This window comes from Streptomyces sp. NPDC004629, assembly GCF_042873595.1.
Lineage (GTDB): Bacteria > Actinomycetota > Actinomycetes > Streptomycetales > Streptomycetaceae > Streptomyces.
Window position 1 is genome coordinate 261001 of the sequence record NZ_JBIALO010000012.1, and the last position, 22681, is coordinate 283681.

At 70.5% G+C, this 22681-nt stretch carries 18 protein-coding genes; 6 read left to right on the plus strand and 12 right to left on the minus strand.

Features of this window, described 5'->3' with window-relative positions:
* Positions 1-25: 25 nt before the first annotated feature.
* From ACFYTE_RS20680 to ACFYTE_RS20695, 4 genes are all read right to left on the minus strand, one after another.
* Positions 26-358 carry a hypothetical protein gene (locus ACFYTE_RS20680; protein WP_388712142.1) on the minus strand — a complete coding sequence of 111 codons (333 nt, stop codon included), beginning with the start codon at positions 356-358 and terminating at the stop codon, positions 26-28.
* A gap of 38 nt (positions 359-396) precedes the next feature.
* Complete coding sequence (locus ACFYTE_RS20685) at positions 397-951, minus strand: hypothetical protein (RefSeq protein ID WP_388712145.1); 555 nt, start codon at positions 949-951, stop codon at positions 397-399.
* Between the two features lie 2 nt (positions 952-953).
* Complete coding sequence (locus tag ACFYTE_RS20690) at positions 954-5504, minus strand: DUF6531 domain-containing protein (RefSeq protein ID WP_388712148.1); 4551 nt, start codon at positions 5502-5504, stop codon at positions 954-956.
* A gap of 85 nt (positions 5505-5589) precedes the next feature.
* Positions 5590-6312 carry an SGNH/GDSL hydrolase family protein gene (locus tag ACFYTE_RS20695; protein ID WP_388712151.1) on the minus strand — a complete coding sequence of 241 codons (723 nt, stop codon included), beginning with the start codon at positions 6310-6312 and terminating at the stop codon, positions 5590-5592.
* Positions 6313-6368: 56 nt separating this feature from the next.
* On the opposite strand from ACFYTE_RS20695, the gene ACFYTE_RS20700 reads away from it, so the two are divergent.
* Positions 6369-7043: a TetR/AcrR family transcriptional regulator gene (locus ACFYTE_RS20700; protein ID WP_388712154.1), complete on the plus strand. Its 675-nt coding sequence runs from the start codon at positions 6369-6371 to the stop codon at positions 7041-7043.
* 19 nt (positions 7044-7062) lie between these two features.
* On the opposite strand, the gene ACFYTE_RS20705 is transcribed toward ACFYTE_RS20700, so the two are convergent.
* From ACFYTE_RS20705 to ACFYTE_RS20715, 3 genes are all read right to left on the minus strand, one after another.
* Positions 7063-8376, minus strand: coding sequence for a GH1 family beta-glucosidase (locus ACFYTE_RS20705; protein WP_388712157.1), 1314 nt, complete (start codon positions 8374-8376; stop codon positions 7063-7065).
* A 191-nt stretch (positions 8377-8567) separates the two neighbouring features.
* Positions 8568-8834 (minus strand): protealysin inhibitor emfourin, encoded by a 267-nt coding sequence (locus ACFYTE_RS20710; protein WP_388712161.1) that lies wholly within the window; start codon positions 8832-8834, stop codon positions 8568-8570.
* Positions 8835-8854: 20 nt separating this feature from the next.
* Complete coding sequence (locus ACFYTE_RS20715) at positions 8855-9925, minus strand: M4 family metallopeptidase (RefSeq protein ID WP_388712164.1); 1071 nt, start codon at positions 9923-9925, stop codon at positions 8855-8857.
* A gap of 337 nt (positions 9926-10262) precedes the next feature.
* Here ACFYTE_RS20715 and leuA point away from each other — a divergent pair, with 337 nt between their 5' ends.
* From leuA to ACFYTE_RS20730, 3 genes are all read left to right on the plus strand, one after another.
* Positions 10263-11984 carry a 2-isopropylmalate synthase gene (leuA, locus tag ACFYTE_RS20720; protein WP_388712167.1) on the plus strand — a complete coding sequence of 574 codons (1722 nt, stop codon included), beginning with the start codon at positions 10263-10265 and terminating at the stop codon, positions 11982-11984.
* A 218-nt stretch (positions 11985-12202) separates the two neighbouring features.
* A complete protein-coding gene (locus ACFYTE_RS20725; protein WP_388712170.1) occupies positions 12203-12898 on the plus strand; it encodes a TerB family tellurite resistance protein in 696 nt (231 codons plus the stop codon).
* 180 nt (positions 12899-13078) lie between these two features.
* Entirely contained in the window at positions 13079-14257 is a 1179-nt protein-coding gene (locus ACFYTE_RS20730; protein ID WP_388712173.1) for an exo-alpha-sialidase, read from the plus strand.
* Between the two features lie 67 nt (positions 14258-14324).
* Here the strand turns inward: ACFYTE_RS20730 and ACFYTE_RS20735 are convergent, their stop codons facing one another.
* The 5 genes from ACFYTE_RS20735 to ACFYTE_RS20755 all read right to left on the minus strand — a co-directional run bounded on the left by ACFYTE_RS20735 (position 14325) and on the right by ACFYTE_RS20755 (position 21122).
* Positions 14325-15275, minus strand: coding sequence for a dihydrodipicolinate synthase family protein (locus tag ACFYTE_RS20735; protein WP_388712175.1), 951 nt, complete (start codon positions 15273-15275; stop codon positions 14325-14327).
* Positions 15272-16291 (minus strand): oligopeptide/dipeptide ABC transporter ATP-binding protein, encoded by a 1020-nt coding sequence (locus ACFYTE_RS20740; protein ID WP_388712178.1) that lies wholly within the window; start codon positions 16289-16291, stop codon positions 15272-15274. Before ACFYTE_RS20740 ends, ACFYTE_RS20735 begins: the two co-directional genes overlap by 4 nt.
* Positions 16292-16565: 274 nt before the next feature.
* Complete coding sequence (locus ACFYTE_RS20745) at positions 16566-18542, minus strand: dipeptide/oligopeptide/nickel ABC transporter permease/ATP-binding protein (RefSeq protein ID WP_388712181.1); 1977 nt, start codon at positions 18540-18542, stop codon at positions 16566-16568.
* The gene (locus ACFYTE_RS20750; protein WP_388712184.1) at positions 18542-19501 is read right to left on the minus strand and encodes an ABC transporter permease; all 960 of its coding nucleotides are present in this window, start codon (positions 19499-19501) and stop codon (positions 18542-18544) included. The genes ACFYTE_RS20745 and ACFYTE_RS20750 overlap by 1 nt, the downstream gene beginning before the upstream one ends.
* Positions 19502-19505: 4 nt before the next feature.
* Positions 19506-21122: an ABC transporter substrate-binding protein gene (locus tag ACFYTE_RS20755; RefSeq protein ID WP_388712295.1), complete on the minus strand. Its 1617-nt coding sequence runs from the start codon at positions 21120-21122 to the stop codon at positions 19506-19508.
* A 250-nt stretch (positions 21123-21372) separates the two neighbouring features.
* Between ACFYTE_RS20755 and ACFYTE_RS20760 the strand changes: the two genes are divergently transcribed.
* Both ACFYTE_RS20760 and ACFYTE_RS20765 read left to right on the plus strand, forming a co-directional pair.
* The gene (locus ACFYTE_RS20760; RefSeq protein WP_388712187.1) at positions 21373-21507 is read left to right on the plus strand and encodes a hypothetical protein; all 135 of its coding nucleotides are present in this window, start codon (positions 21373-21375) and stop codon (positions 21505-21507) included.
* A 196-nt stretch (positions 21508-21703) separates the two neighbouring features.
* Positions 21704-22681 (plus strand): SH3 domain-containing protein (locus tag ACFYTE_RS20765; RefSeq protein WP_388712190.1); only part of this gene is annotated, 978 nt, incomplete at its 3' end.

A 22681-nucleotide genomic window follows, 5' to 3' on the forward strand; every position in this document is an offset into this window, starting at 1 on the left:
GGGGAATCCGTCGCGGGGGCCCGGCTCATTCCTCAAGTGTCCAGAAGGGCGAGCCCTTCGCCGGCGCGGGCCGCACCCGAAGACGCGCGAAGTCGTAGCCCACGTCGTCGTCCTCGTCACCCGTGGGGAGGCGTCCGGACGCGTCCGGGTAGTAGTACAGGCCGTAGGACCAGAACTCCGGGAACTCATGGCACATGAGGTCGGGGTAGGCGGAGATCTCCGCATCGCGGTATCGCTCGTTGATCCTGGCAACGGCCTCCGCACGAGAGATGCCGAAGCGCGACACCATCTCGTCCGCGATCTCTCGAAAGTACTCGGTCATGCCGTCATCGAGATCCATGACGAATTCCGCGGTCATGCTGTGGGAGGTCCTACTCGTTTGTCCACGGCTGCTCATCATTGGCTCGACCGGTCCGTCCTGGACTTGCGCGGAGCGGGTTCGGTGGCGATGACGTGCTGGATCTGCCATCGGGTTTCCTCCCAGCGGGCCTTGCGCGCGGCCTGCCGCCGGTCCTCGCCCTCATCCGGGATCTGCTCGGCGTACCAGCGGCCGATCTCCGTCTGGCTCTCGCGTGCGATGTCCTGAACGGTGATCAGGGAGCTGCGCAGCATGTGAGCACGGGCCTCCTCCATCATTCGCTGACAGCCCACCCGCACGGCCTGCATCACGAGTCCGGCTCCCAGGGCCAGAAGGTGCCGGTTGCCCTCCCACCGCTCGGCGGTCCGGTAGAGCAGCTCGTGGGCCTTGAGCAACCGAGGGCTCGCCCCGCCGAGATCGATCGCTTCGTGGGCGGCCGCGAGATACTCACGGCACGCGTCCTGTACGGGTTCCTCGATCCGCTCCTGGAGGGTGCCGAGAACATGCTGCGCGAAGTCCAGCGCCAGATGTGCCGCGCGGTTCCGGTCGACCTGATCGAGCAGCTCGTTGAGTAGTTTGGGGAGTACGATCACGGTTAACTCCTGCCCCATTCACCGCGACCGCGGCTCAAGATGTCCAGCAGCTTCTCGGTGTCACCCGTGGCGATCTCAAACCTACCGCCACTGATCCCGACGGCCTCCGCAGCGCGGGCGGCGTTGGTGAACTGGTTGCCCTTGGTGACCTTGTCGGCGTTCATCTTGTGGTCGACGACCCATCCGACACGATTCCTCTTGTCGGTCATGTCCACGATGACAAAGTCGCCCTCGGCCTGTTTGCCGTGCGTTCGGTAGACACGCATATTCGTGCGCTTCTCAAGGAGTTTTTCCACGAACTCCCGCTCCGGCGGACTCATCTCGAACGGAGTGCCCTTCTTCACCTGCTGCCCCGCCCTCACCCGGATCGGCTTGTACGGTGAAAGGCCGTAGGGATCCAGCCACGTCAGGGGATCGTGAACATACGTGTCCGGGTTCGGCGCTGCGCTCAGTCCCAGGGGGTCAGGGCTGAGGTACCGCCCCGTATCGGGGTCGTAGTGGCGATGCAGATTGTAGTGATGCCCCGTCTCCACGTCGTGGTACTGACCCGGGAAGCGCAACGGTGTGTAGGCCAAGGCGTCATCGTTCCATGTGGTCGAGCCCCACAGGGTCGCGGTCCGGCGCCAGACAACAGTGCCCTGTTCACCGAGCAGCGCGGTCGGAGTTCCGATCGAATCGGTGACGATGGCGTAGAAGCGGATGTCGACTTCCTCCTGGGACATGGCGGCGGGGTTCGCGTAGCGCTCCGTCTGCGCCAGCGGTTCCATCCCGCTCTCGTCGAACTCCCACGTCATGGTCTGCTCCACCGGATGGTCCGCCAGCGTGGTGGACTGTTCGACCAGGATTCCCTCGTGCCAGCTGAACCGGGTCTCCTCCAGTACGTGCCCGTCAGTGGCCAGGTGCTGCTTCGCGACGCGGCGCCCGAGCGGATCATAGGTGTAGCGCCATGCGGTCCCGTCGGGAACGATGACCTCGGTCAGCCGGTCCTGGGCGTCCCACGTGTACCGCCATACGTCGGGCTTACGGGAGAGCCGGGTGCGCCGCCGTACCGTGAGACGCCCGCTCGCGTCGTGTTCGTAGCGCGCGTGTCCCGCCGTGACGAGACGACTTCCCTTGTACTCGCGACGCCCGGCGGTGTCCGCGCCGACGTGTGTTTCGGGCCAGAGAGCCTCGGTCTGGTTGCCTGAGTCGTCGTAGGCGTACGACTCCGTCCAATCGGATGCGTCTACGTGGACGACCCTGCCGACGGGGTCGAGTGCGTAGCGCCGCTCTCCGTCCGCGAGCAGTGCGCCGTCTGACCGCCACGTGTACTCCTGCGGCCACAGCACCGTGCCGTTCGGGCCGGTGAGCCGTTGGGTGAGCAGCCGATCCACGGAGTTCCACGACAGCGCCAGGTGCAGCATGCTGTTCCAGGCGCGGTTCGTCTCCCGGCCCGCCGCGTCATGCGCGAAGGCGATGTTCCGCCCGTCTGTGGTCAACGCGTTCCGTCGGCCGGCCAGGTCATAGGAGTAGACGGTGTCGGCACCGGAGGGGGTCCGTCGCCCGAGCAGCTGACCGGCGGCGTCGTAGGTGAGCCGCAGCGTGCGCCCGTCGACCGTCTCCGAGGTCAGCTGCCCCGCACGGTCGTAGGTGCGGGACAAATGGCCACCTCGCCATACGGCGCCCACGAGCCGACCTGCCGGGTCGTAGGTGTAGTCCGTGACCTCGCCGTCGGCATCGGTTTGCACCAGGCGCCCCATCACGTCGCGAGTGTGCCGGACGACCTGGCCGACGGGATTCGTCCGTGTGATGAGCCGTCCCGTCGGGTCGTGTTCATAGCGAACGCAACGACCGTCGAAGTCCGACTCCTCGATCAGGCGCCCGGCCGCGTCGTAGGTGTAGTCCCATGCACGCCCGGCGCCGTTGATCACCCTCGTCAGCCGGAGCGATGCGTCGTGCTCGAACCGGTGCCGCGTCCCTCCCGGATCGGTGCGGGCGCTGAGCAGGTCGAAGTGCGTGTACTCGAATTGGGTCACGGCGCCGGTCGCGTCTGTGCGGCTGAGACAGTTGCCTTCCCCGTCGTACGTCCACCACTCGGTGGCCCCGTCCGGGTGGGCGACGCTCAGCAGCTCGCCCTCGGTGTTCCACCGCCACCGGGTGACCTCGCCCAACGGTCCGGTCTCGGAGACCGTTCGGCCGAATCCGTCACGCTCGACGACCGTGCGGCCACCGAGCGGATCGATCAACTCGGCGGCAAGACCCGCAGCGTCGCAGACGAGGCGTGTCGTACGACCGAGGGGATCTACGAACTCGGTCAGACGTCCCTGCTCGTCGTAGCGAAAGCGGCTGGTCGCCCCCGTCGGATCGGTGAGGGTGAGACCGTTGCCTCGTTCGTCGTACGTGCGGTTCCACGTGCCGCCGTTCTGCGTCACGGTCTCTGTTGGCAGGCCCAACTCGTTGTACGCCACCGTGGTTCGGCTTCCGTCCGGATATCTGACAGAGAGGGGGCGGCCGAATTCATCGTTCACGTACTCGATGGTGTGACCGAGTTCGTCGGTGCGTGACATGACGTGGTGGTGTCGGTCGTAGGCAGTGCGCAGCACGCCACCGAGAGGATCGATTTCGGCGATGACCTGGCTGTTCTCATTGATCACGAAGCGTGTGGTCGGGCCGTCCGCGGTGGCCAGTGTCGTGATACGGCAGTCGGGCCACGCGGGGTCGGTGCCGTCGTAGTCGAGCGTGATGGCGATGTGGCCTGCTTCACCGCCCTCGGCGATGCAGCGGTCCTGGCCGTCGTAGGTGTACGTGTAGCGGCTGTCGTTCGTGTCCGTCCAGGACGTGACGCGCAGCCGCTCGTCGTAGGTGAAGCGCAGAGGCAGGCTGGAGGAGTTGATCGTCTCGGTGAGGTTGCCGTCCGTGTAGCCGTACCGTTTGATGACGATGTCGGCACCGTCGTCCCCCGCACCGGCCAGGCTCAGGGCGGTGACCCGCCCCTCGTCGGTGGTGATCGTGAGGTGATAGCCGGCAGAGTGGCGGATGGCCAGCGGCGTGCCGTGTTCGTCGTGGTCGAAGGTGATCGTGTGCCCATTGCGGTCGGTGATCCGTGTCAGCAGGGCGATGCCCCCTACGGGCCGGGCGAAGTGGCGTACGAGACCGGTGAGCGGATCGTCGACGCGGTAGCGGCCGTCTTCCAGGCGGGCCAACGGCATGCGAGGACCGGAGCGCGACATGAGCGGCACCTGCGACCCGGTCGGATGGGGATAATCAAGCAGCAGTCCGTCCTCGGTGACGAAGACGATGCTCTCCGCGTCGACCTCCAGACGCTGGTCGACGGTGGATGCCCAGGTAGGCCCGAACCACCAGCCGCAACGGTAATCGGACGCCACTCGGCGAGTGAAGGTCAACGGCAGCAGACCGGGCAGCTCTATGTCGTTCTGCGGTAGGTACATCGCCCCTGTGGCCATGTCCACTGGGTCGCTTCCTTTGGAGCGCACGACGCTTTTGACGCGGTTGTAGGCGCCCTTGGCGCCGTCGGCCAGGGCCGTCCTGGCGTTCTTGGCCAGCCCGCGCATGCTCAGCGCCATGCCCTTCAGCCCGCCCTTGCCCAGGGTTTTGAGGCCCTTGGCGAGTTTGCCGAAGCTGGTGATGCCCTTGGCGCCGGGTATGCAGTCCAGGGCGGCGAAGGCGACGTCCCACAGGGATGCCTTGCCCTGTGAGTACTTGTAGAGGGTGTCGGCGAGGACGACGAGGGCCGCGATCAGGACGATCGCGCCGAGGATCGGCCCGCCGATGATCATCGCGATGATGCCGACGACTGCGACGACGACCTTGCAGACCGCGACGATGGTGTCCCAGTTGTTCTCGAACCAGTGGCCGATGTCCTCCCACCACGACCGGTTCTGGATCCCCGCGTCCGACGCCTCGTCGATCTTCGACTTCGCCTCGCGCGCCGCCTCGTCCCGCATCGTCCGCGCGTCCTGGGCCATCTTCTTCGCCGCGTCCAGCGCGTTCTGCGCGGTGGTCACCTCCGACTGCGCCGTGGCGTGCGCCGACTTGGCGTTCTGCACGTCCCGGGCCGCGGCCCGCACCTTCGCCTCGTCCGGCTTGTCGGCCCCCGATCTGCTGCCGGTCGGGTCGTCCTTGTACGTGTCGGCTTCCTTGCCGGCCCGGGTCACCCAGGAATCGGCCGATGCGAGGCGGGACTTGGCGGAGGACAGGTCGGACTGCGCCTCCTTCGCCCTGGCCAGTGCCCGGTCCGCGAGTGCCTGGGCGCGCTCCAGCTTCGGCCAGAAGCCGGCGAGGGCGTCGCCGCACATCGCGTACGACGTCGTCAGCTTCTTCAGGTCCTTCGGGACGTCCCCGAACTGCTCCTTGAAGGCTTCGGCCGACTTGCCCGCCCACTCCAGCAGGGTGTCCTCGCCGGCCATGCCCTTGACCAGACGCAGCGCGTCGGACACATCGTCGGCGAAGTCGTGCAGCTGTCTGGCCAGGGAACGCACCCGCTGCGGGTCCCCCGGTGTCGGGTCCTTGTCAAGGTCCAGCGGATGCCAGTCCGCGGGCCGATGCCCCACCATCCCGCAACCCCCGTCACGTGAGCAGCACTTGTCGCGCTGATGCCGTGGCCAAGGTACTTGATGCCCGGCCCGCGGACGGCGCCGTTCAGGCGTCTGCCGTGGGCGGCGGGCAGGCCGTCTCCGTGAGCGTGGCCAGGCGGGAGGCGAGGACCCGGCCCCAGGCGCGGTAGCCCGCCGGGGACGGGTGGAACCGGTCGGCGGCCAGCCAGTCGCCGGGGAGGTCCGGCGGGCCCCCGGAGGGAAGATAGAAGACGGCGACTCCCCTCGTGGCCGCCGTCTTCAGTTTGTGGTCCAGCGCACGGACGTAGAGCGACATCGGCAGGCGCCGCCGGCGCGGCAGGGCGGCCAGGCCGTCGATCCTCGGGAGGCCCGCGAAGACCAGCGGGACGTCCTCGCCGAGCCGCAGGCGCACGTCGCGGATCAGGGACTCGGCGTCCCGGCGGAACGCGCCCGGCCGGCGCAGCCGCAGCGCGTCGTTGGTGCCGGCCACCACCAGGACCAGATGCGGGCGCCAACGGGTCGTCGGGTCGGTCAGACCCGACAGCAGACCGCGCCGCACCCCCGAGAGCGTCGCGCCCGCCTTCGCCGTCACCCGCCAGGACACCGCCCGGCCGGTCATCGCCGTCAGGGCCTGTGCCGTCTGGCCGGTGAGCGCGTCCCGGTGGTTCGGCGCGCCCACGCCCGCCGCCACCGAGTCCCCGAGCACCGCGAGCCGCAGCGCGGGCTCCGCGCCCTCCGTGGTCCCCGTCTCGTCCCCCGCCGCCTCCGGCAGCCGTACCGGTCGCGTTCGCGTGCCCGTCCTGCGCATGCGCCGAACCCCCGTCCATAACGCTGTTATGTCTATAACAGCGTTATGCTCGGCTCGTGTCAACCCAGAACCCGGATCCGGCGGAACCCGACCGCGGCGGCCCCACCCTCCGCCGCCGCCTGCTCGACGAGGCCGCCCGCGTCCTCGCCGAGGAAGGACCCGGCGCGCTCAGCGCACGGCGGCTCGTCCGGGCCGTCGGCGCCTCCACCATGGCCGTGTACACCCACTTCGGGTCCATGCCGGAACTGGTGCGCGAGGTCATGAAGGAGGGCGTCGACCGGTTCCTCGCCCGGGTGCGCGAGGTACCGCCCGCCGTCGCACCCGACGCCGACCCCGTCCGTGAACTGGCCGGACTCTGCCGCGCCTACCAGGACTTCGCCCGCGCCGAACCCCACGTGTACGCCGTGCTGTTCGGCGGCTCGGCGCTCGCCGGCTTCGAACTCAGCGAGGCGGACCGGTCCATGGGCGTCGCCCTGCTGCGTTTCCCGCGCGACGCCATCCGCCGGTGCGCCGGCGCCGGCCGGTTCCACACCGACGCGGACGCCGATCTCCTCGTACGCCAGCTGTTCGCGCAGATGCACGGGCTCGCCCACCTCACCCGCGCCGGTTACATCCTGGGCCGCTACGGTCCGGACGACGTCCTCGCCGGCCTGCTGCGGGACTTCGCCGTCGCCGCCGGGGACGAGCCCGCGCGGGCCGCGGCGTCCGTACGGTCGGGGCTCGCCGGGTGACCGCCGGCGCCGCGCCGGGTCATCTCTGGGCCCGCAGCACGTCCCGGAACCAGTCGTACGACGCCTTCGGGGTCCGGCGCTGCGTCGCATGGTCGACGTGGACCAGACCGAAGCGGCGGGCGTAGCCCTCGGCCCACTCGAAGTTGTCCAGCAGCGACCAGACGAAGTAGCCGCACACGTCCACGCCCGCTTCGATCGCCCGGTGCAGCGCCCTGATGTGGCCGTCCAGGTAGGCGATCCGCTCGTGGTCGTCGATGCCCTCGTACGAGCAGCCGTTCTCGGTGATCACCACCGGCGGGAGCCGGTCGCCGTACCGGCCTTGGAAGGCGGTCAGCAGCTCGGTCAGGCCCTCCGGGACGACCGGCCAGCCGAAGTCCGTCACCGGGTGTCCCTCGATCTCCCTGAGAGAGAAGGGGAGTTCGGCCGGGATCGACACCCCGCCGAACTCGGACTCCGTCTGCTGCGGGGCGCCCACCCGGGTCGGGGCGTAGTAGTTGACGCCGTACCAGTCGAGCGGCTCGGCGATGACCTGGAGATCGGTCTCGACGTCGCCCGGCATCAACTCCGCGATGCCCTCCGGGTATTGGCCGAGAAGCAGGGGATCGGCGAACAGGCGGTTCAGCAGGACGTCGTAGAACTCGGCCGCCGCGGTGTCCTCCGGCGCGGCGGAGGCCGGCCAGGTCGGGCCGTGGGAGTTGGCGATGCCGATGTCGGCGGCGCCGGCCGCGCGCAGCGCCCGTACCGCGAGGCCGTGCGCGAGGAGTTGGTGGTGGGCGACCGGCAGGGCGTCGAAGAGGAGGCGTCTGCCGGGGGCGTGGGTGCCCAACGCGTGGCCCAGCAAGGTGTGTTCGGCGGGCTCGTTGAGAGTGATCCATTTGGTGACGCGGTCGCCGAGCCGGGCGGCTACCGTCGACACGTACGCGGCGAAGCGGTGCGCGGTGTCCCGGTCCAGCCAGTCAAGACGGGCGGGCAGGTCCCAGTGGAAGAGGGTCGGGACGGGGCGTACGCCGGCCGCGCACAGCTCGTCCACGAGGCGGTCGTAGAAGTCCAGGCCGCCGGGGGAGTCGACCCGCGGCCAGGAGACCGAGAAGCGGTACGCGTCCACGCCCAGGCCGGACAGCAGCGCCACGTCCTCGCGGTAGCGGTGGAAGTGGTCGCAGGCCACCGCCGCCGTGGAGCCGTCCTTCACCCTCCCCGGCTCGTCCGTGAACACATCCCACACGGAGCGCTCCCGCGCATCCACGGCCCCCTCGACCTGATGCGCCGAGGTAGCCACCCCCCACAAAAACCCACCCGGAAACCGAGGCATCGGATCGCTCACATCACTCACCATGAGCGGGATCATCCTTACCCCCAGTAACAAAAGTCAACGCCCCATCAGAAGCCCCGTTAGGGGCGCGGGGAACTGCGCGACCAACCACAACGCACCCGCAGACAACCACCGACCCGAGCCACCCCGCACCCCCGCCCCCAACGCACCCGCAGACAACGACGGCCCGACCTCCGGCTGACCCAGCGGAGCGCTCACGCTCCTTCTTTGAGAACCCGCGAGATCAACACCCGCTGCTCCTCCGTCAGATACGGATCCGTGGCATAGACCGTCCTCCCGTCCACCGTGATCTCGTAGTGGAAGCCGTCCGGCACGCCGGCCGGCGGCACGTCCCGGCCGGCGGCGACCGCCCGCTCGGCCAGGGACCGCCACTCGGGCGCGTCGGGCCGCCCCGAGGTGTTCACCTCGGCGCGCCGCTCGATGCCCGCGAACCCGCCCGTGCGCCTCACCTGAATCCGCATGGTCCCTGTGTAGTACGGACCTAGGCCGTCCGCACCCCGACCTGCTGCCACGCCTTCGTCACGGCCTGGTGTTCCTCGCCCTCGCGATAGCGGGCCCGGGCCGCCGCGACCGTCAGCTTCGCGAAGTCCTCGAAGCCGGCCTGGGAGGGCAGTTCGCCGCCGGTCAGCACGTCGTACCAGATCTGTCCGGCCCGTTCCCAGGCGGGCCCGCCGAGCGCGGTGGCCAGCAGGTAGAACGCATGGTTGGGGATGCCGGAGTTGATGTGCACGCCGCCGTTGTCGCGGCCGGTCTTCACATAGCCGGCCATGGTCGCGGGCTGCGGGTCCTTGCCGAGGACGTCGTCGTCGTACGCCGTGCCCGGGGCCTTCATCGAGCGCAGCGCAGTGCCGGTGACCCGCGGCGCGAGCAGCCCGGCGCCGATCAGCCAGTCCGCCTCGGCGGCGGTCTGTCCCAGCGTGTACTGCTTGATCAGCGAGCCGAACACGTCGGAGAGGGACTCGTTGAGCGCGCCGGGCTGGCCGAAGTAGGTGAGGTTCGCGGTGTGCTGGGTGACGCCGTGGGTCAACTCGTGGCCGATGACGTCCACCGGGATGGTGAAGTCGAGGAAGACCTCGCCGTCCCCGTCGCCGAACACCATCTGCTCGCCGTTCCAGAAGGCGTTGTCGTAGCCCTCGTCGAAGTGCACGGTGGCGTCCAGGGGCAGGCCGGAGCCGTCGATCGAGTCGCGGCCGTACGCCTTGAGATACAGCTCGAAGGTGGCGCCAAGGCCCGCGTAGGCGCGGTTGACGGTGGCGTCGGCGCCGGGTTCGGAGCCCTCCTCGCGGACCTTCGTGCCGGGCAGGTCCTGCCGGTGCTCGGCGTCGTAGACGGTGCGCTGCGGACGGTCGGCTGCGGCGCCCGCGGGCGGGGCGACGGCCGGTGCCCCGATGACCGTGGTCAGCCGGCGGTGGGTGCGCTCGTAGGCGTCGCGCTCCAGGGTCCGGCGGGCCGGGCCGGACAGCGTGGAGTCCTCGTGCTGCGCCAGCCGGTCGAGGACGTGCGGCGGGACGATGGTGCAGAAGACGGGCTCGAAGCCCCCGTTCGTCGTCATGACCGCACCATTGCACTGAGTGACCAAAATGTCACTACCGGCAACCGTGATGAGGGAAATACCGTGACAAGAGGTCCGGGTTGCTCACGCACAGTGGTATGGCGAACGTTTTGTCCCGTTTATTCGCCGGGTCCCGCATACTGATACGGGCCCGCGCATCCGGCGCGGCTCGGCTAGGCTGCGGAGCATCATGCGTTTCGGGCTGCTTCTCCTTAGCTGCCGCGGCGAGGGCCTGTAGTCGAGGCCGACTCCCTCCCCGCGGAGCTTGGCGTTGCGTCGTCGGCCGTCCTTCCGGACACCGGACACAACCGGACATCTTCGAGGAGCCCACGCCATCATGGCCAACCGCCAGCAGCCCAGTTCCATGCCGATCCACAAGTACGGCCGGTACGAGCAGGTAGACATCCCCGAACGGACCTGGCCCGACCAGCGGATCACCGTCGCCCCGCGCTGGCTCTCCACCGACCTGCGGGACGGCAACCAGGCACTGATCGACCCGATGTCGCCCGAGCGCAAGCGCCGCATGTTCGACCAGCTGGTCAAGATGGGCTACAAGGAGATCGAGGTCGGTTTCCCCGCCTCCGGCCAGACCGACTTCGACTTCGTGCGTTCGATCATCGAGGAAGAGGGCGCGATCCCGGACGACGTCACGATCTCCGTGCTGACCCAGGCCCGCGAGGACCTGATCGAGCGGACCGTGGAGTCCCTGAAGGGCGCGAGGCGCGCCACCGTCCACCTCTACAACGCCACCGCCCCGGTCTTCCGCCGGGTCGTCTTCCGCGGCTCCAAGGACGACATCAAGCAGATCGCCGTCGACGGCACCCGCCTGGTGGTGGAGTACGCCGAGAAGCTGCTCGGCCCCGAGACGGAGTTCGGCTACCAGTACAGCCCGGAGATCTTCACCGACACCGAGCTGGACTTCGCGCTGGAGGTCTGCGAGGCGGTCATGGACGTCTGGCAGCCCGGCCCCGGCCGCGAGATCATCCTCAACCTGCCCGCCACGGTGGAGCGTTCGACCCCGTCGACGCACGCGGACCGCTTCGAGTGGATGCACCGCAACCTGTCCCGCCGCGAGCACGTCTGCCTGTCCGTCCACCCGCACAACGACCGCGGCACCGCCGTCGCCGCCGCCGAGCTGGCGCTGATGGCCGGCGCCGACCGCATCGAGGGCTGCCTGTTCGGGCAGGGGGAGCGCACCGGCAACGTCGACCTGGTCACCCTGGGCATGAACCTGTTCTCGCAGGGCGTCGACCCGCAGATCGACTTCTCCGACATCGACGAGATCCGTCGCACGTGGGAGTACTGCAACCAGATGGAGGTCCACCCGCGCCACCCGTACGTGGGCGACCTGGTCTACACGTCCTTCTCCGGCTCCCACCAGGACGCCATCAAGAAGGGCTTCGACGCCATGGCGGCCGATGCGAAGGCCAAGGGCGTCACCGTCGACGACATCGAGTGGGCCGTGCCGTACCTGCCCATCGACCCCAAGGACGTCGGCCGCTCCTACGAGGCGGTCATCCGCGTCAACTCGCAGTCCGGCAAGGGCGGCATCGCCTACGTCCTGAAGAACGACCACAAGCTGGACCTGCCGCGCCGGATGCAGATCGAGTTCTCGAAGATCATCCAGGCGAAGACGGACGCCGAGGGCGGCGAGGTCACCCCGGGTGAGATCTGGGCCACCTTCCGCGACGAGTACCTGCCCAACCCGGAGAACCCCTGGGGCCGTATCCAGGTCAGGACCGGCCAGTCCACCACCGACACGGACGGCGTGGACACGCTCACCGTGGAGGCCACGGTCGACGGCGAGGACACCGTGCTGACCGGCTCCGGCAACGGTCCGATCTCGGCCTTCTTCGACGCGCTGCACTCCATCGGCGTCGACGTACGCCTGCTCGACTACCAGGAGCACACGATGAGCGAGGGCGCCTCCGCGCAGGCCGCCTCGTACATCGAGTGCGCGATCGACGACAAGGTCCTGTGGGGAATCGGAATCGACGCGAACACGACGCGTGCGTCGCTGAAGGCCGTCGTCTCCGCCGTGAACCGAGCGGCCCGCTGACGCCGCTGACCGGCGATTTCCTGCGCCCGGCCGTTGTATGCAACGGCCGGGCGCACGTCGTTTACCGGCCACTTTGACGCGCAGATAACGGAAGGGTCTCGTACGGGGTACTGACTCCGCATCGCCGATGTGGCTAACATCACGCACACGCGGCGATGGGGCCGCGTGGGGGCACCGCCCACGCCCTTGAGGCAGTGGGGGAGTTACGGAGGTGCGACGTGCTGCCAGTACGGGGACGATTCGGCCGTGCCACCAGGCTTGCCCGCATCATGGGCACCCGCACCGCATGGACACCCGTCGGGGACGGCGAGTTCTTCTGCCCCGGGTGCGGGGGCGACCGCAACTACCAGCGGCTCACCGGCCGCCGCCGCTTCACCCTCCTCGGCGTGCCCGTCCTGCCACGCGGCACCACGGGACCCGTCGTCGAGTGCGCGGCCTGCCGCCACCACTACGGCACCGACGTGCTGGACCACCCGACCACCTCGCGTTTCTCCGCGATGCTCCGCGACGCCGTGCACACCGTCGCCCTCGCGGTGCTGGCCGCGGGCGGCTCCTGCGCCCGGACATCCCTGGCCGCCGCCGCCAGCACGGTCCGTGCCGCCGGGTTCGCCGACTGCACCGAGGACCAGCTCGGCGCGCTGGTCGAGGCGCTGGCCGCGGACACCGGCCGGGTCTTCGAGCAGCCGGCCGGCGCGGGCCTGGCGATAGAGCTGCACGAGGCCCTGGACCCGCTCGCCCCGCACCTCGCCCCCGGCGGCCGGGAGACCATCCTGCTCCAGGCGGCCCGCATCGCCCTCGCGGACGGCCCCTACACCCCTGCCGAGCGCGACGTCCTCGCCACCGTCGGCGCGGCCCTGACGATCTGCTCCGACGATGTGACCCGCCTGCTGGCAGCGGCCCGCATGCCCTCGTGACGGCTTCGGAGCACCTTCCCGGGTTACTCCCCGGGACGTAACCCGGCCCCGCCGTCACCCGGCGTAGTACCCCCGGACCCGCCCTTCCGCGCGGCGCGCCCCGCCCGCCGCGCCGGAAGCCCGGGGACCGCATCCGGACATCGGCTCCGCAGGGAGTGCCGGAATCCCATAATGAGGGCGATGACTCTCCTGAGCCGTATCCTCCTCGCCGCCGCGGTGCTCGCCGCCGCGGCCACCCCGCCCGCCCTCGCCAGACCCGGCCCCGGCTGCGCCTCCTCCGTGCCGTACGTGTCGGGCCGCGGCGGCTACGACACCTACCGCATCCCGGCCGCCGTCAGGACCCGCGCGGGTACCGTGCTCGCATTCGCCGAGGGCCGGCACGACGGGGTGGGCGACAGCGGCGCCATCGACGTCGTCGTGCGCCGCTCCACCGACGGCGGCTGCACCTGGGGACCGCTCTCCGAGGTCGCCGCGGGGCACGGCGACACCCGGGGCAACCCGGCCCCGGTGGTCGACCCGGACACCGGCGCGATCGTGCTGGTCACCTCGTACAACAGCGGCGCCGTCACCGAGGCGCAGATCATACGGGGCGAGGTGACCCCGGAGCAGGGCCGCCGCATCTTCGTGCAGCGCAGCCACGACGACGGCCGGCACTTCTCGCCGCCTCAGGAGATCACCGCCGATGTGAAGCCGGCCGGCTGGCGCTGGTACGCCACCGGGCCCGGCCACGCCGTGGCCCTGACGCGCGGCCCGCACGCGGGCCGGCTGGTCGTCCCCGCCAACCACTCCGCGGCCCCGCCGCCCGGATCCACCGACACCGGCCAGGAGGCCAAGTACTACGGCGGCCACGCGTTCTACAGCGACGACGGCGGACACACCTGGCGGCTGGGCTTCGTCGACGACTCCTACGACGGCCGGACCAACTCGAACGAGTCGACGGCCGCGCAACTCCCCGACGGGCGGCTCTACTTCAGCTCCCGTGACCAGAAGGGCAGCAGCCCAGGCAACCGCCTCGACAGCTACTCAAGCGACGGCGGCGGGAGCCTCGACCGGCCCTACGCCGTCCAGCGCACCCTGAACGACGTCCCCGTTGTCGAGGGATCCGTCCTGCAACTGCGCGGCCGGCACGCCCCGCTGCTGTTCTCCGCGCCGTCCGTGCCTACCGCTCGCGCGGTGATGGGCGTGTGGCGCAGTACGGATCTCGGGGTGACCTTCACCAAGGCGCGGACGCTTTCCCGGGACAAGGCCGGGTACTCCGACCTTGTCCAGCTTGACGCCGGCACGGTGGGTGTCCTCTACGAGACGGGGACCGCTTCCGCTTACGACCGGATCGAGTTCCGTGCTGTGCGCTTGCGCTAGGCGTGGGCGGGGTTTCTTCGGCTGCGGGTGCGTTGGGGCCGGGGCGCGCTCCGAGTTCGGGGTGTTCTCAGAGCAGGCCTGCTGCTGCCAGGTATTTGCCTACCTGTTCTGTTTCTGATGGGGACAGGGGGGTCTGGGGGGTCGCCGTTGTCGGCGTCGTGATGATTCCGCGCAGGTGCAGGGCCGCCTTGAATGCGCCGATCGCCGACGAACCGCCGCCCATCCGTGCCGGATCGCCGACGCCGACCATGCCGAACAGGGCGCACAGCCGCTCTTGTTCGGTTCGGGCGCCCGCCCAGTCGCCGGCCCGGCACAGCCGGTACAGGCGGACGTAGCCATGCGGGTCGACGTTGGCCAGGCCGGGCACGGCCCCGTCGGCGCCCAGCGCGAGCGCCGCGTCCACGACCACCTCGGAACCGGTGAGCACGGCGAACCCCGCACGGCCGGCCAGGCCCCGCGCGCCCGTCACGACCTCGCGGAAGCCGCCCAGGTCACCGCTGGAGTCCTTCAGCCCGGCCAGCACCCCGTCCCGGGCCAGCTCCAGCACCAGTCCTGCGGGCAGCTTGGAGTGCACGGCGACCGGGATGTCGTAGGCGATGACCGGAACGGTGCTGCGCTGTGCGACCAGCCGGAAGTGGCGGGCGATCTCCGCGGGGTGGGTGCGGGCGTAGAACGGTGCGGTGACGACGACCGCGTCGGCGCCCGCCGCCGTCACCGCCGCGACATGGTCGAGCACCCGGGGCGTCGTCATGTCGATCGCCCCGGCCAGCACGGGCAGCCGGCCCGCCACATGCCCCGTGACCTCCTGCACCACCTGCCGCCGCTGCCGGTCGGTGAGGTACGCGGCCTCCGAGGTCGAACCGAGCACGAACAGGCCGTGCACGCCCGCCTCCACCAGATGGTCGACGAGCCGGAGGAGCGAGGGGACGTCGACCTCGCCCTGCGGTGTCAGGGGAGTGCACACGGGCGGTACGACACCGGACACCCCGGTCGGGCCGTTCGGGGCGGGGAAGGTCATGGCGGCTCCCTGGGAAGACTCTGGCGCACGAGGTCTTGGGTCGACTGGTCCTCCTCCACAGGATGATGACAACGGTAGCGATGTGCCGTGTGCGACGCGGCCGAAAAGTCCGGCATGACCGCCGCGCAGCGGTCGTCCGCCCGCCAGCAGCGGGTACGGAACGGGCAGCCGTTCGGCGGCCGGGTCGCCGACGGCACCGGGCCGGCCAGCGGAATCGGGTCGATCGGGTCGAGCAGACCGGGCGTCGCGGAGAACAGGGCCCGCGTGTACGGGTGCCGGGCCCGGTCGGTGACCCGGTCCGCCGGGCACTCCTCGACGATCCGGCCGAGGTACATGGTGATCACCCGGTCGCTCATCCGCCGCACCGTCTGGATGTCGTGGGAGACGAAGACCAGCGCGAGACCCAGCCGCTCCCGCAGGTCCAGCAGCAGATTGAGGATCTGCGCGCGTACGGACACGTCCAGCGCGCTCGTCGGCTCGTCGGCGACCACCAGGTCCGGGTCGAGGGCCAGCGCGCGGGCGATGGCGACTCGCTGCCGCTGGCCGCCGGAGAGCTGGCCGGGCAGGGCGTCGCCGAGGGCCCGGGGGAGACCCACCAGGGCCATCAGCTCGCGCACCCGCTCCTCGCGTCCGGCCCTGGAGCCGCGGGCGTGCACGTCCAGCGGATCCCGCAGGATGCGCCGCACCGGCAGCCGCCGGTTCAGGGCGGTCGACGGGTCCTGGAACACCATTCCGGTGCTCGCGCCCACCGTGGCCCGGCGTTCGGCGGCCGGCATGGACCACAGGTCACGGCCCTTGAAGGACACGGTGCCCGAGGTCGGCCGCGCCACCCCCACGAGGACCTTCGCCAGCGTCGACTTGCCGCAGCCCGATTCGCCGACCACACCGACGGTTTCGCCGGGGGCGACGGTGAGGTCGGCTGCGGTGAGTGCGTGGACGCGGTCGCGGGTGAGGAGGCCGCCGGCGCGGGCTCGGTGGATGACGTGGGTGTTGTGCAGTGCGACGAGTGGGTTCACGTGACCGTTTCGCTTTCGGTGGTTCGGCGTTGCCGGGTCGCTGCCGGGCGAGGTGCCCCGAAGGGGCGCGGGGAACTGCGCGACCAGCCACGACGGCGCCGCAGGCAACCGACGGCAGAGCGCTTGGTGGGGTTCGGTGTGGTGGTTCGGCGTTGCGGGGTCGCTGCCGGGCGAGGTCCCCCGAAGGGGCGCGGGGAACTCCGCGACCAGCCACGACGGCGCCGCAGGCAACCGACGGCAGAGCGCGGCACATCCAGCGGAGCGCTTGCCGCGTTCACGTGACCGCCTCGCTTTCGGTCGTGACGAGGTCGATGGCGGGGTGGTGGCAGGCGGCGGTGTGCGTGGGCGTGCCCCGCGGATCCGGTGCCGTCGTCCGGCACCGCCCGCTCGCCCGCGGGCAGCGGTCCGTGAACCGGCAGCCCGCCGGGAAGTCGGCCGGTGCCGGGACGACCCCGCTGATCTGGGTCAGCCGCTCGGCCGCCGACTCCAGCGACAGCACGCTGCCCAGCAGCCCGCGCGTGTAGGGGTGGGCCGGCGCCGCCACCAGGTCCGCGGTCACGCCGGTCTCCACGATCTGCCCGCCGTACATCACCACCACCCGGTCGGTGACGTCCGCGACCAGCGCCAGGTCGTGCGAGACCAGGATCAGCGCGAAACCCAGCTCCGCCCGCAGCCGCAGCAGCAGCTCCATGATCTGCGCCTGCACGGTCACATCCAGCGCGGTCGTCGGCTCGTCGGCGACGATCAGCTTCGGATCACGGGACAGCGCCATGGCGATCAGGACGCGCTGGCGCTGACCGCCGGAGAGTTCGTGCGGGTAGCTGCGCAGGGTGCGCTCCGGGTCGAGGCCGACCAGGGTCAGCAGCTCGGCGGCGCCGTGCCGCCCGCCGCGCCGCACCAGCTGCTTCAGCTGGGCGCGGATAGTCATCGCCGGGTTCAGCGAGGACAGCGCGTCCTGGTAGACCATCGCCATCTCGTGGCCGAGCAGCCTGCGCCGGACGCGCGTCGGCTCGGCGAGCAGCTCCCGCCGGTCGAACCGGATCCGGCCGGCGACCCGGGCACCCCTGGGCGGCAACCCCATGATCGCGAGCGCGGTGAGCGACTTGCCGCAGCCCGACTCGCCGACCAGTCCCAGGATCTCGCCGGGCCGCACGTCGAAGCTGATCCCGTTGACCACGTCGACACCCCCGTGCCGGTCCGGGAACCCGATGGCCAGGTTCTCCACCGCGAGCACCGGCTGCCCGCCCGGGTCGGGCAGCGGACGCGCCCGGGCCCGCAACCGCCGGGCGGCATCGGCCAGTCCGGGCAGCGGCAGCACCTCGCCGCCGGGCTCCGGTGCCTCCAGCCGGTCGTCGTGCCCCCGCAGGTCCACCTCCCGGGCCGGGGGAGCCGCCCAGGCGTCCGAGACGCCCTCGGCGAGGACGTTCAGGGACAGCACGGTGACCAGCATCAGCAGCCCGGGGAAGACGGTCGCCCACCAGCCGCCGGTCAGCACCATGTTCTTGCCGTCCGCGATGACGCTGCCCCACGACGGGTCCGGCGGCCGCACGCCCGCGCCGATGAACGACAGCGACGCCTCGAAGACGATCGCCTCGGCGACCTGGACGGTGCAGAACACCAGCACCGGGGCGGCGCAGTTGACGGCGACGTGCCGCAGGACGATGTGCGGCGTGCGGGCACCGATGACCCGTTCCGCCGTCACATAGTCCTCGCCGTACTGATCGAGGACGTTCGCCCGCACCACCCGGGCCACCGGCGGGGTGAACAGGAACGCGATCGCGCAGATCAGTACCAGGATGCCACCGCCGAACACGGCGACGAGCACCGCGGCCAGCGCGATGCCGGGAAAGGCCATCACCACGTCGAGGCAGCGCATCAGCGTCTCGTCCACCGCCTTGCGGGAGGTGGCCGCGAGCGCCCCGAGCAGCGCGCCCACGACGAGGGCGAGCGCGGTGGCGCCGAGTCCGATGGCGAGGGACCAGCGCGCGCCGTACATCAGCCGGCTCAGGATGTCCCGGCCGAGGCTGTCCTGGCCCATCCAGTGCCCGGCGGAGGGATGCCCGGTGCCGCCGACCGGTGCCCGCTGGTCCAGTGGGTCGTCGGGGGCGAGGAGCGGCGCCAGCAGGGCCGCGAGGACGACGACGGCCAGGAAGCAGACGGCCGCCTTCGACAGGGCCGGCAGCCGGCGCGGGCCACGCAGCCGGACGCCGGGCCGGGCGAGCCGCTCGGTGAGCCTCTTGCGCGTGAGCATCAGGCCGCATCCCTCAGTCGCGGGTTGACGAGCAGGTAGAGGACGTCGATGACCAGGTTGACCACCACGAACCCGGCGGCCGTCGTCAGCACCACCCCCTGGACCACCGCCGGGTCGCCGTTCTGCACCGCGTCGATCATCAGCTTGCCCATGCCGGGCAGCGAGAAGATCGTCTCGATGACCACCGCGCCGCCCAGCAGATAGCCGACCCGCAGCCCGAGCACGGTCAGCGGGTTGACCAGGGCGTTGCGCAGCACGTTCCGGCCGACCACCACCCGGGGCGGCAGCCCGCTGCCGATCGCCGTCCGCACATAGTCCTTGTCCAGTTCCTCCACCACGGCCGTCCGCACGATCCGGGTGAGCTGCGCGGCCACTGGCAGCGACAGCGCGACCGCGGGCAGCGTCATCGTGCGCAGCCAGCCGGTGAGGGAGTCCGCCGGGTTGACGTAGCCGCCGGTCGGGAACCAGCCCCGGTCCACCGCCAGGTACTGGATCATCAGCAGCGCGAGCCAGAACCCGGGCGCCGCGACCCCGGTCAGCGAGAGGACCCGGATGATCTGGTCGGGCAGCCGGTCCCGGTGGATCGCGGCCGTGACCCCGCCGGCCAGCGCCAGCACCACCGCGAGGCCGAGGCCGAGGAAGGTCAGCTGGAGGGTGAGCGGCAGTGCGGTGGTGACCTGGTCGACGACCGGCGTCCGGGTCAGCGCGCTGGTGCCCAGGTCGCCGTGGAGCAGGTCGCCGACGAAGTGGACGTAGCGCACCGGGAGCGGGTCCAGCAGTCCGTTGCGTTCCCGGAAGTCGTGCAGCTGCCCGGGTGTCGGGTTGGCCCCCTGGAAGAACGCGGACGCCGGGTCGACGTCGGAGAACCGCATCACCAGGAACACGAAGAGCACGATGCCGAGCAGCAGCGGCACCAGCAGCGCGATGCGGTGCAGCAGGATGCGGACGACGGCCGTCATGCCGTCAGACCCACTTGGCCTGGAGGAGGTTGATGCCGGGATACGGCTGTGCCCTTATGCCGGTGAGCCGCTTCGGGTCCCAGGCGGTCATCAGCTCGTTGTGCACGACCGGATAGAGCACGGCCTGCTCGGCGACGACATCGATGTAGTCCTGGACCATCGCCGTCTTCCGGTCCGGGTCCGGCTCCCGGGTCGCCCGGTCCATGTCCTTGAACAGCTGCCCGGCCACCGGGTCGTCGGCCCACCGGGCGTACCGCATCCACAGGTTGGCCGGCCCGTAGTTGTAGTGCATGATCAGGTCGGCGTCGAGGCCGAACTGGTTCGGGTTCGAGGCGGCGGCGACGACCTGGTAGTCCTGCTTCTGGTCCAGCTTGGTGAACACGGCCGTGGTCTCCTGCGGGGACAGCGTCGTCTCCACGCCGATCGCGTCCCAGGACGCCTTGATGGTCGGCAGACAGTCCACGATCCAGCTGACGTTCACCGCGAGGATGTCGATCTTCAGGTTCTGCACCCCGGCCGCCGTCAGCAGCGCCTTCGCCTTGGCCGGGTCGTGGTCGTACACCGTCTTCGCCCGCCGGTAGGAGGGGTTGCCCTCGTTGAGGAAGGACGACGACGGCTTCCCGTGCCCCTTCAGCGCGACCTCGACCATCTTCCGGGTGTCGATGGCGTAGTGCAGCGCCTGCCGGACCCGTACGTCGTCGAACGGCTTGTGCGCGGTGTTGAACATCAGGAACAGGTTGTTCATCCCGGCCCCGCCCGCGACGCTCAGCCCGCCCCGCTCCAGCCGGGAGAGGGTGGCGTACGGGATGTTGTCGGCGATCTGCGCCCCGGCGTCGACTCCGGAGATCTTCGCCACGCGCGGGGCGGCGTCGACGATGGTCAGCCAGTTCATCTTCCGGAACGCGGGCCTGCGCGGACCGTTGTAGCCGGCGTACGCCTCGAAGGTGGTGTTCGACTTCGGGTGGTGCGCGGTCTGCCGGTACGGCCCCGAGCCGATCGCCTTCCCCCTGATCGCGTCGTCCCACGCCCCGGGCCGCGAGAAGACGTGCCTCGGCATGATCTTGGCGAGGGTGAGCCGGGAGAGCCCGTCCGGGAAAGGGAACTTGAGGACCAGCTCGACGTTCCGCGCGTCGACCTCGCGGACCTCCTCCAGCCAGCTCTCGAAGAAGCCCTTGGCGAGGGTCTGGGTGCCCGGGTCCAGGATCCGGTCGAAGACGAACACCACGTCGTCGGCCGTCACCGGCTTCCCGTCGTGGAACCGGGCGCCCGGCCGCAGCGTGAACCGCCACGTGGTGGCGTTCGGATCGGCAGGCACCCGGGTGGCCAGCGCGGGGTACGGGTCCCGGGAGATCGGGTCGGTGTCCAGCAGGCCCTCGTAGATGTGGTTGTTGGCGGCCATGCAGAACGCGGACGCCGTCTGCGTCGGGTCCCAGCTGCCGTCGTTGCCGTAGCCGATCACCGCGGTCAGCGTGCGGTCCTGGCCGCCCCCGCCGGTGTCGTTCGTCGACTCGGGCCCGGACGAGCAGGCCGCGAGCGACGGGAACAGCGCGGCGGCCGCACCCAGCGCGCCGCCGTACTTCAGGAACGACCGGCGGTGCGGTGCCGGCCCCTCGTGGGGCATGTCGTCGCGCACGGTTTCCTCCAGGAGTCCGGAACGGTGTTCGCCAAGAAGGTGGCAAGAGGGTGGAGGGATACGGCTGAGGAGATATGACGTCCTACGTCCGGCCGGTCAGCGTGACCATAGGAGGGCCCGTGGGGTCGGTCAAGGGATCGCACACGAATGGCGTAGCCGCCGGAGGCAGCACCAATGATGCAGCGAATGGCGGGAGTTGACGCTGGGGGCACCGGGAGATGGGAGGGGGGATGTCCGGATGGAGACGGCGGTCCCGGCCGGCCGTCCCTGCCCCGAACTGGGCCGCCGGTTCCACCAGTTGCTGTACGTCCCGCTCGGCAGCGCCCTCGTGCCGCGGCTCCTCGGCGCGAGCGGTTCCGTGTGGGCTTATTAGCTGACTATTTGCGAGCTTCCCGGGCGATCGATATGCCGCTTTTGAGTCACTATGGCCAAGTTTTCTTATGTTTCTGACGAAATGTGACGTTTGCTGTCCGCACCTCATCCCTCACACTTCGTCAGGAAAGGCACGGTGGGTTTTGGTGCATGGGGCTGTCAAGGCCAGAGGCGTCTCGTCGCTGGCACTCGGGGCCGTGAGCCTCGGCCTTACCTGGGGCCTGTGCGGCCCCGTCGCCGCACAGGCGCAGTCGGCGGAAGGCCGGGCGAACGCCCAGGCCGCCGCCTCGCAGGCGGCGCGGTTCGCCAAGGGAGCGGGGGTGAAGAGACATCAGCAGCGTCTTCGTGCCGCGGTCACGGGGACGGTGACCGCGAACACGGGCGTGAACGTCCGGCAGCAGCCCTCGACCGACTCGGCGGTCCTGGGCTCGTTCCCGTTCGGGGCGAGCGTCAGCATCCTGTGCTGGGACGTGGGCACTCCGGTGGACGGGAACACCGTCTGGTACCGACTGGCGGACAGCCCCGGCTGGGTGACCGCCCGCTGGGTCGCCGCGACCGGCGTCCCGTACTGCGACGGCCAGACCGGTCCGACCGGCCCCACGGGCGCGACCGGCGCGAACGGCATGAACGGCGCGACCGGTCCGACCGGTGCGGCCGGTTTGAACGGCGTGACGGGTCCGACGGGGGCCGCTGGTCTGAACGGTGCGACGGGTGCAACCGGGGCGGCTGGTCTGAACGGTGCGACGGGGCCCACCGGGGCGGCTGGTCTGAACGGTGCGACGGGGCCCACTGGTGCCGCTGGTCTAAATGGTGCCACCGGTGCAACCGGGGCCGCCGGTTTGAATGGTGCCACCGGTGCAACTGGTGCCACAGGCGCCGCCGGTTTGAATGGCGTGACGGGGCCCACTGGTGCCGCTGGTCTGAACGGTGCCACCGGTCCCACCGGGGCGGCTGGTCTGAACGGTGCCACCGGAGCCACCGGTGCCGCCGGTCTGAACGGTGCGACGGGTGCGACCGGTTCCACGGGTCCGACGGGTGCCAATGGTCTGGACGGCGCTACGGGCCCGACCGGTCCGACGGGTGCCGCCGGTCTGAACGGTGCGACGGGTGCGACCGGTTCCACGGGTCCGACGGGTGCCAATGGTCTGGACGGCGCTACGGGCCCGACCGGTCCG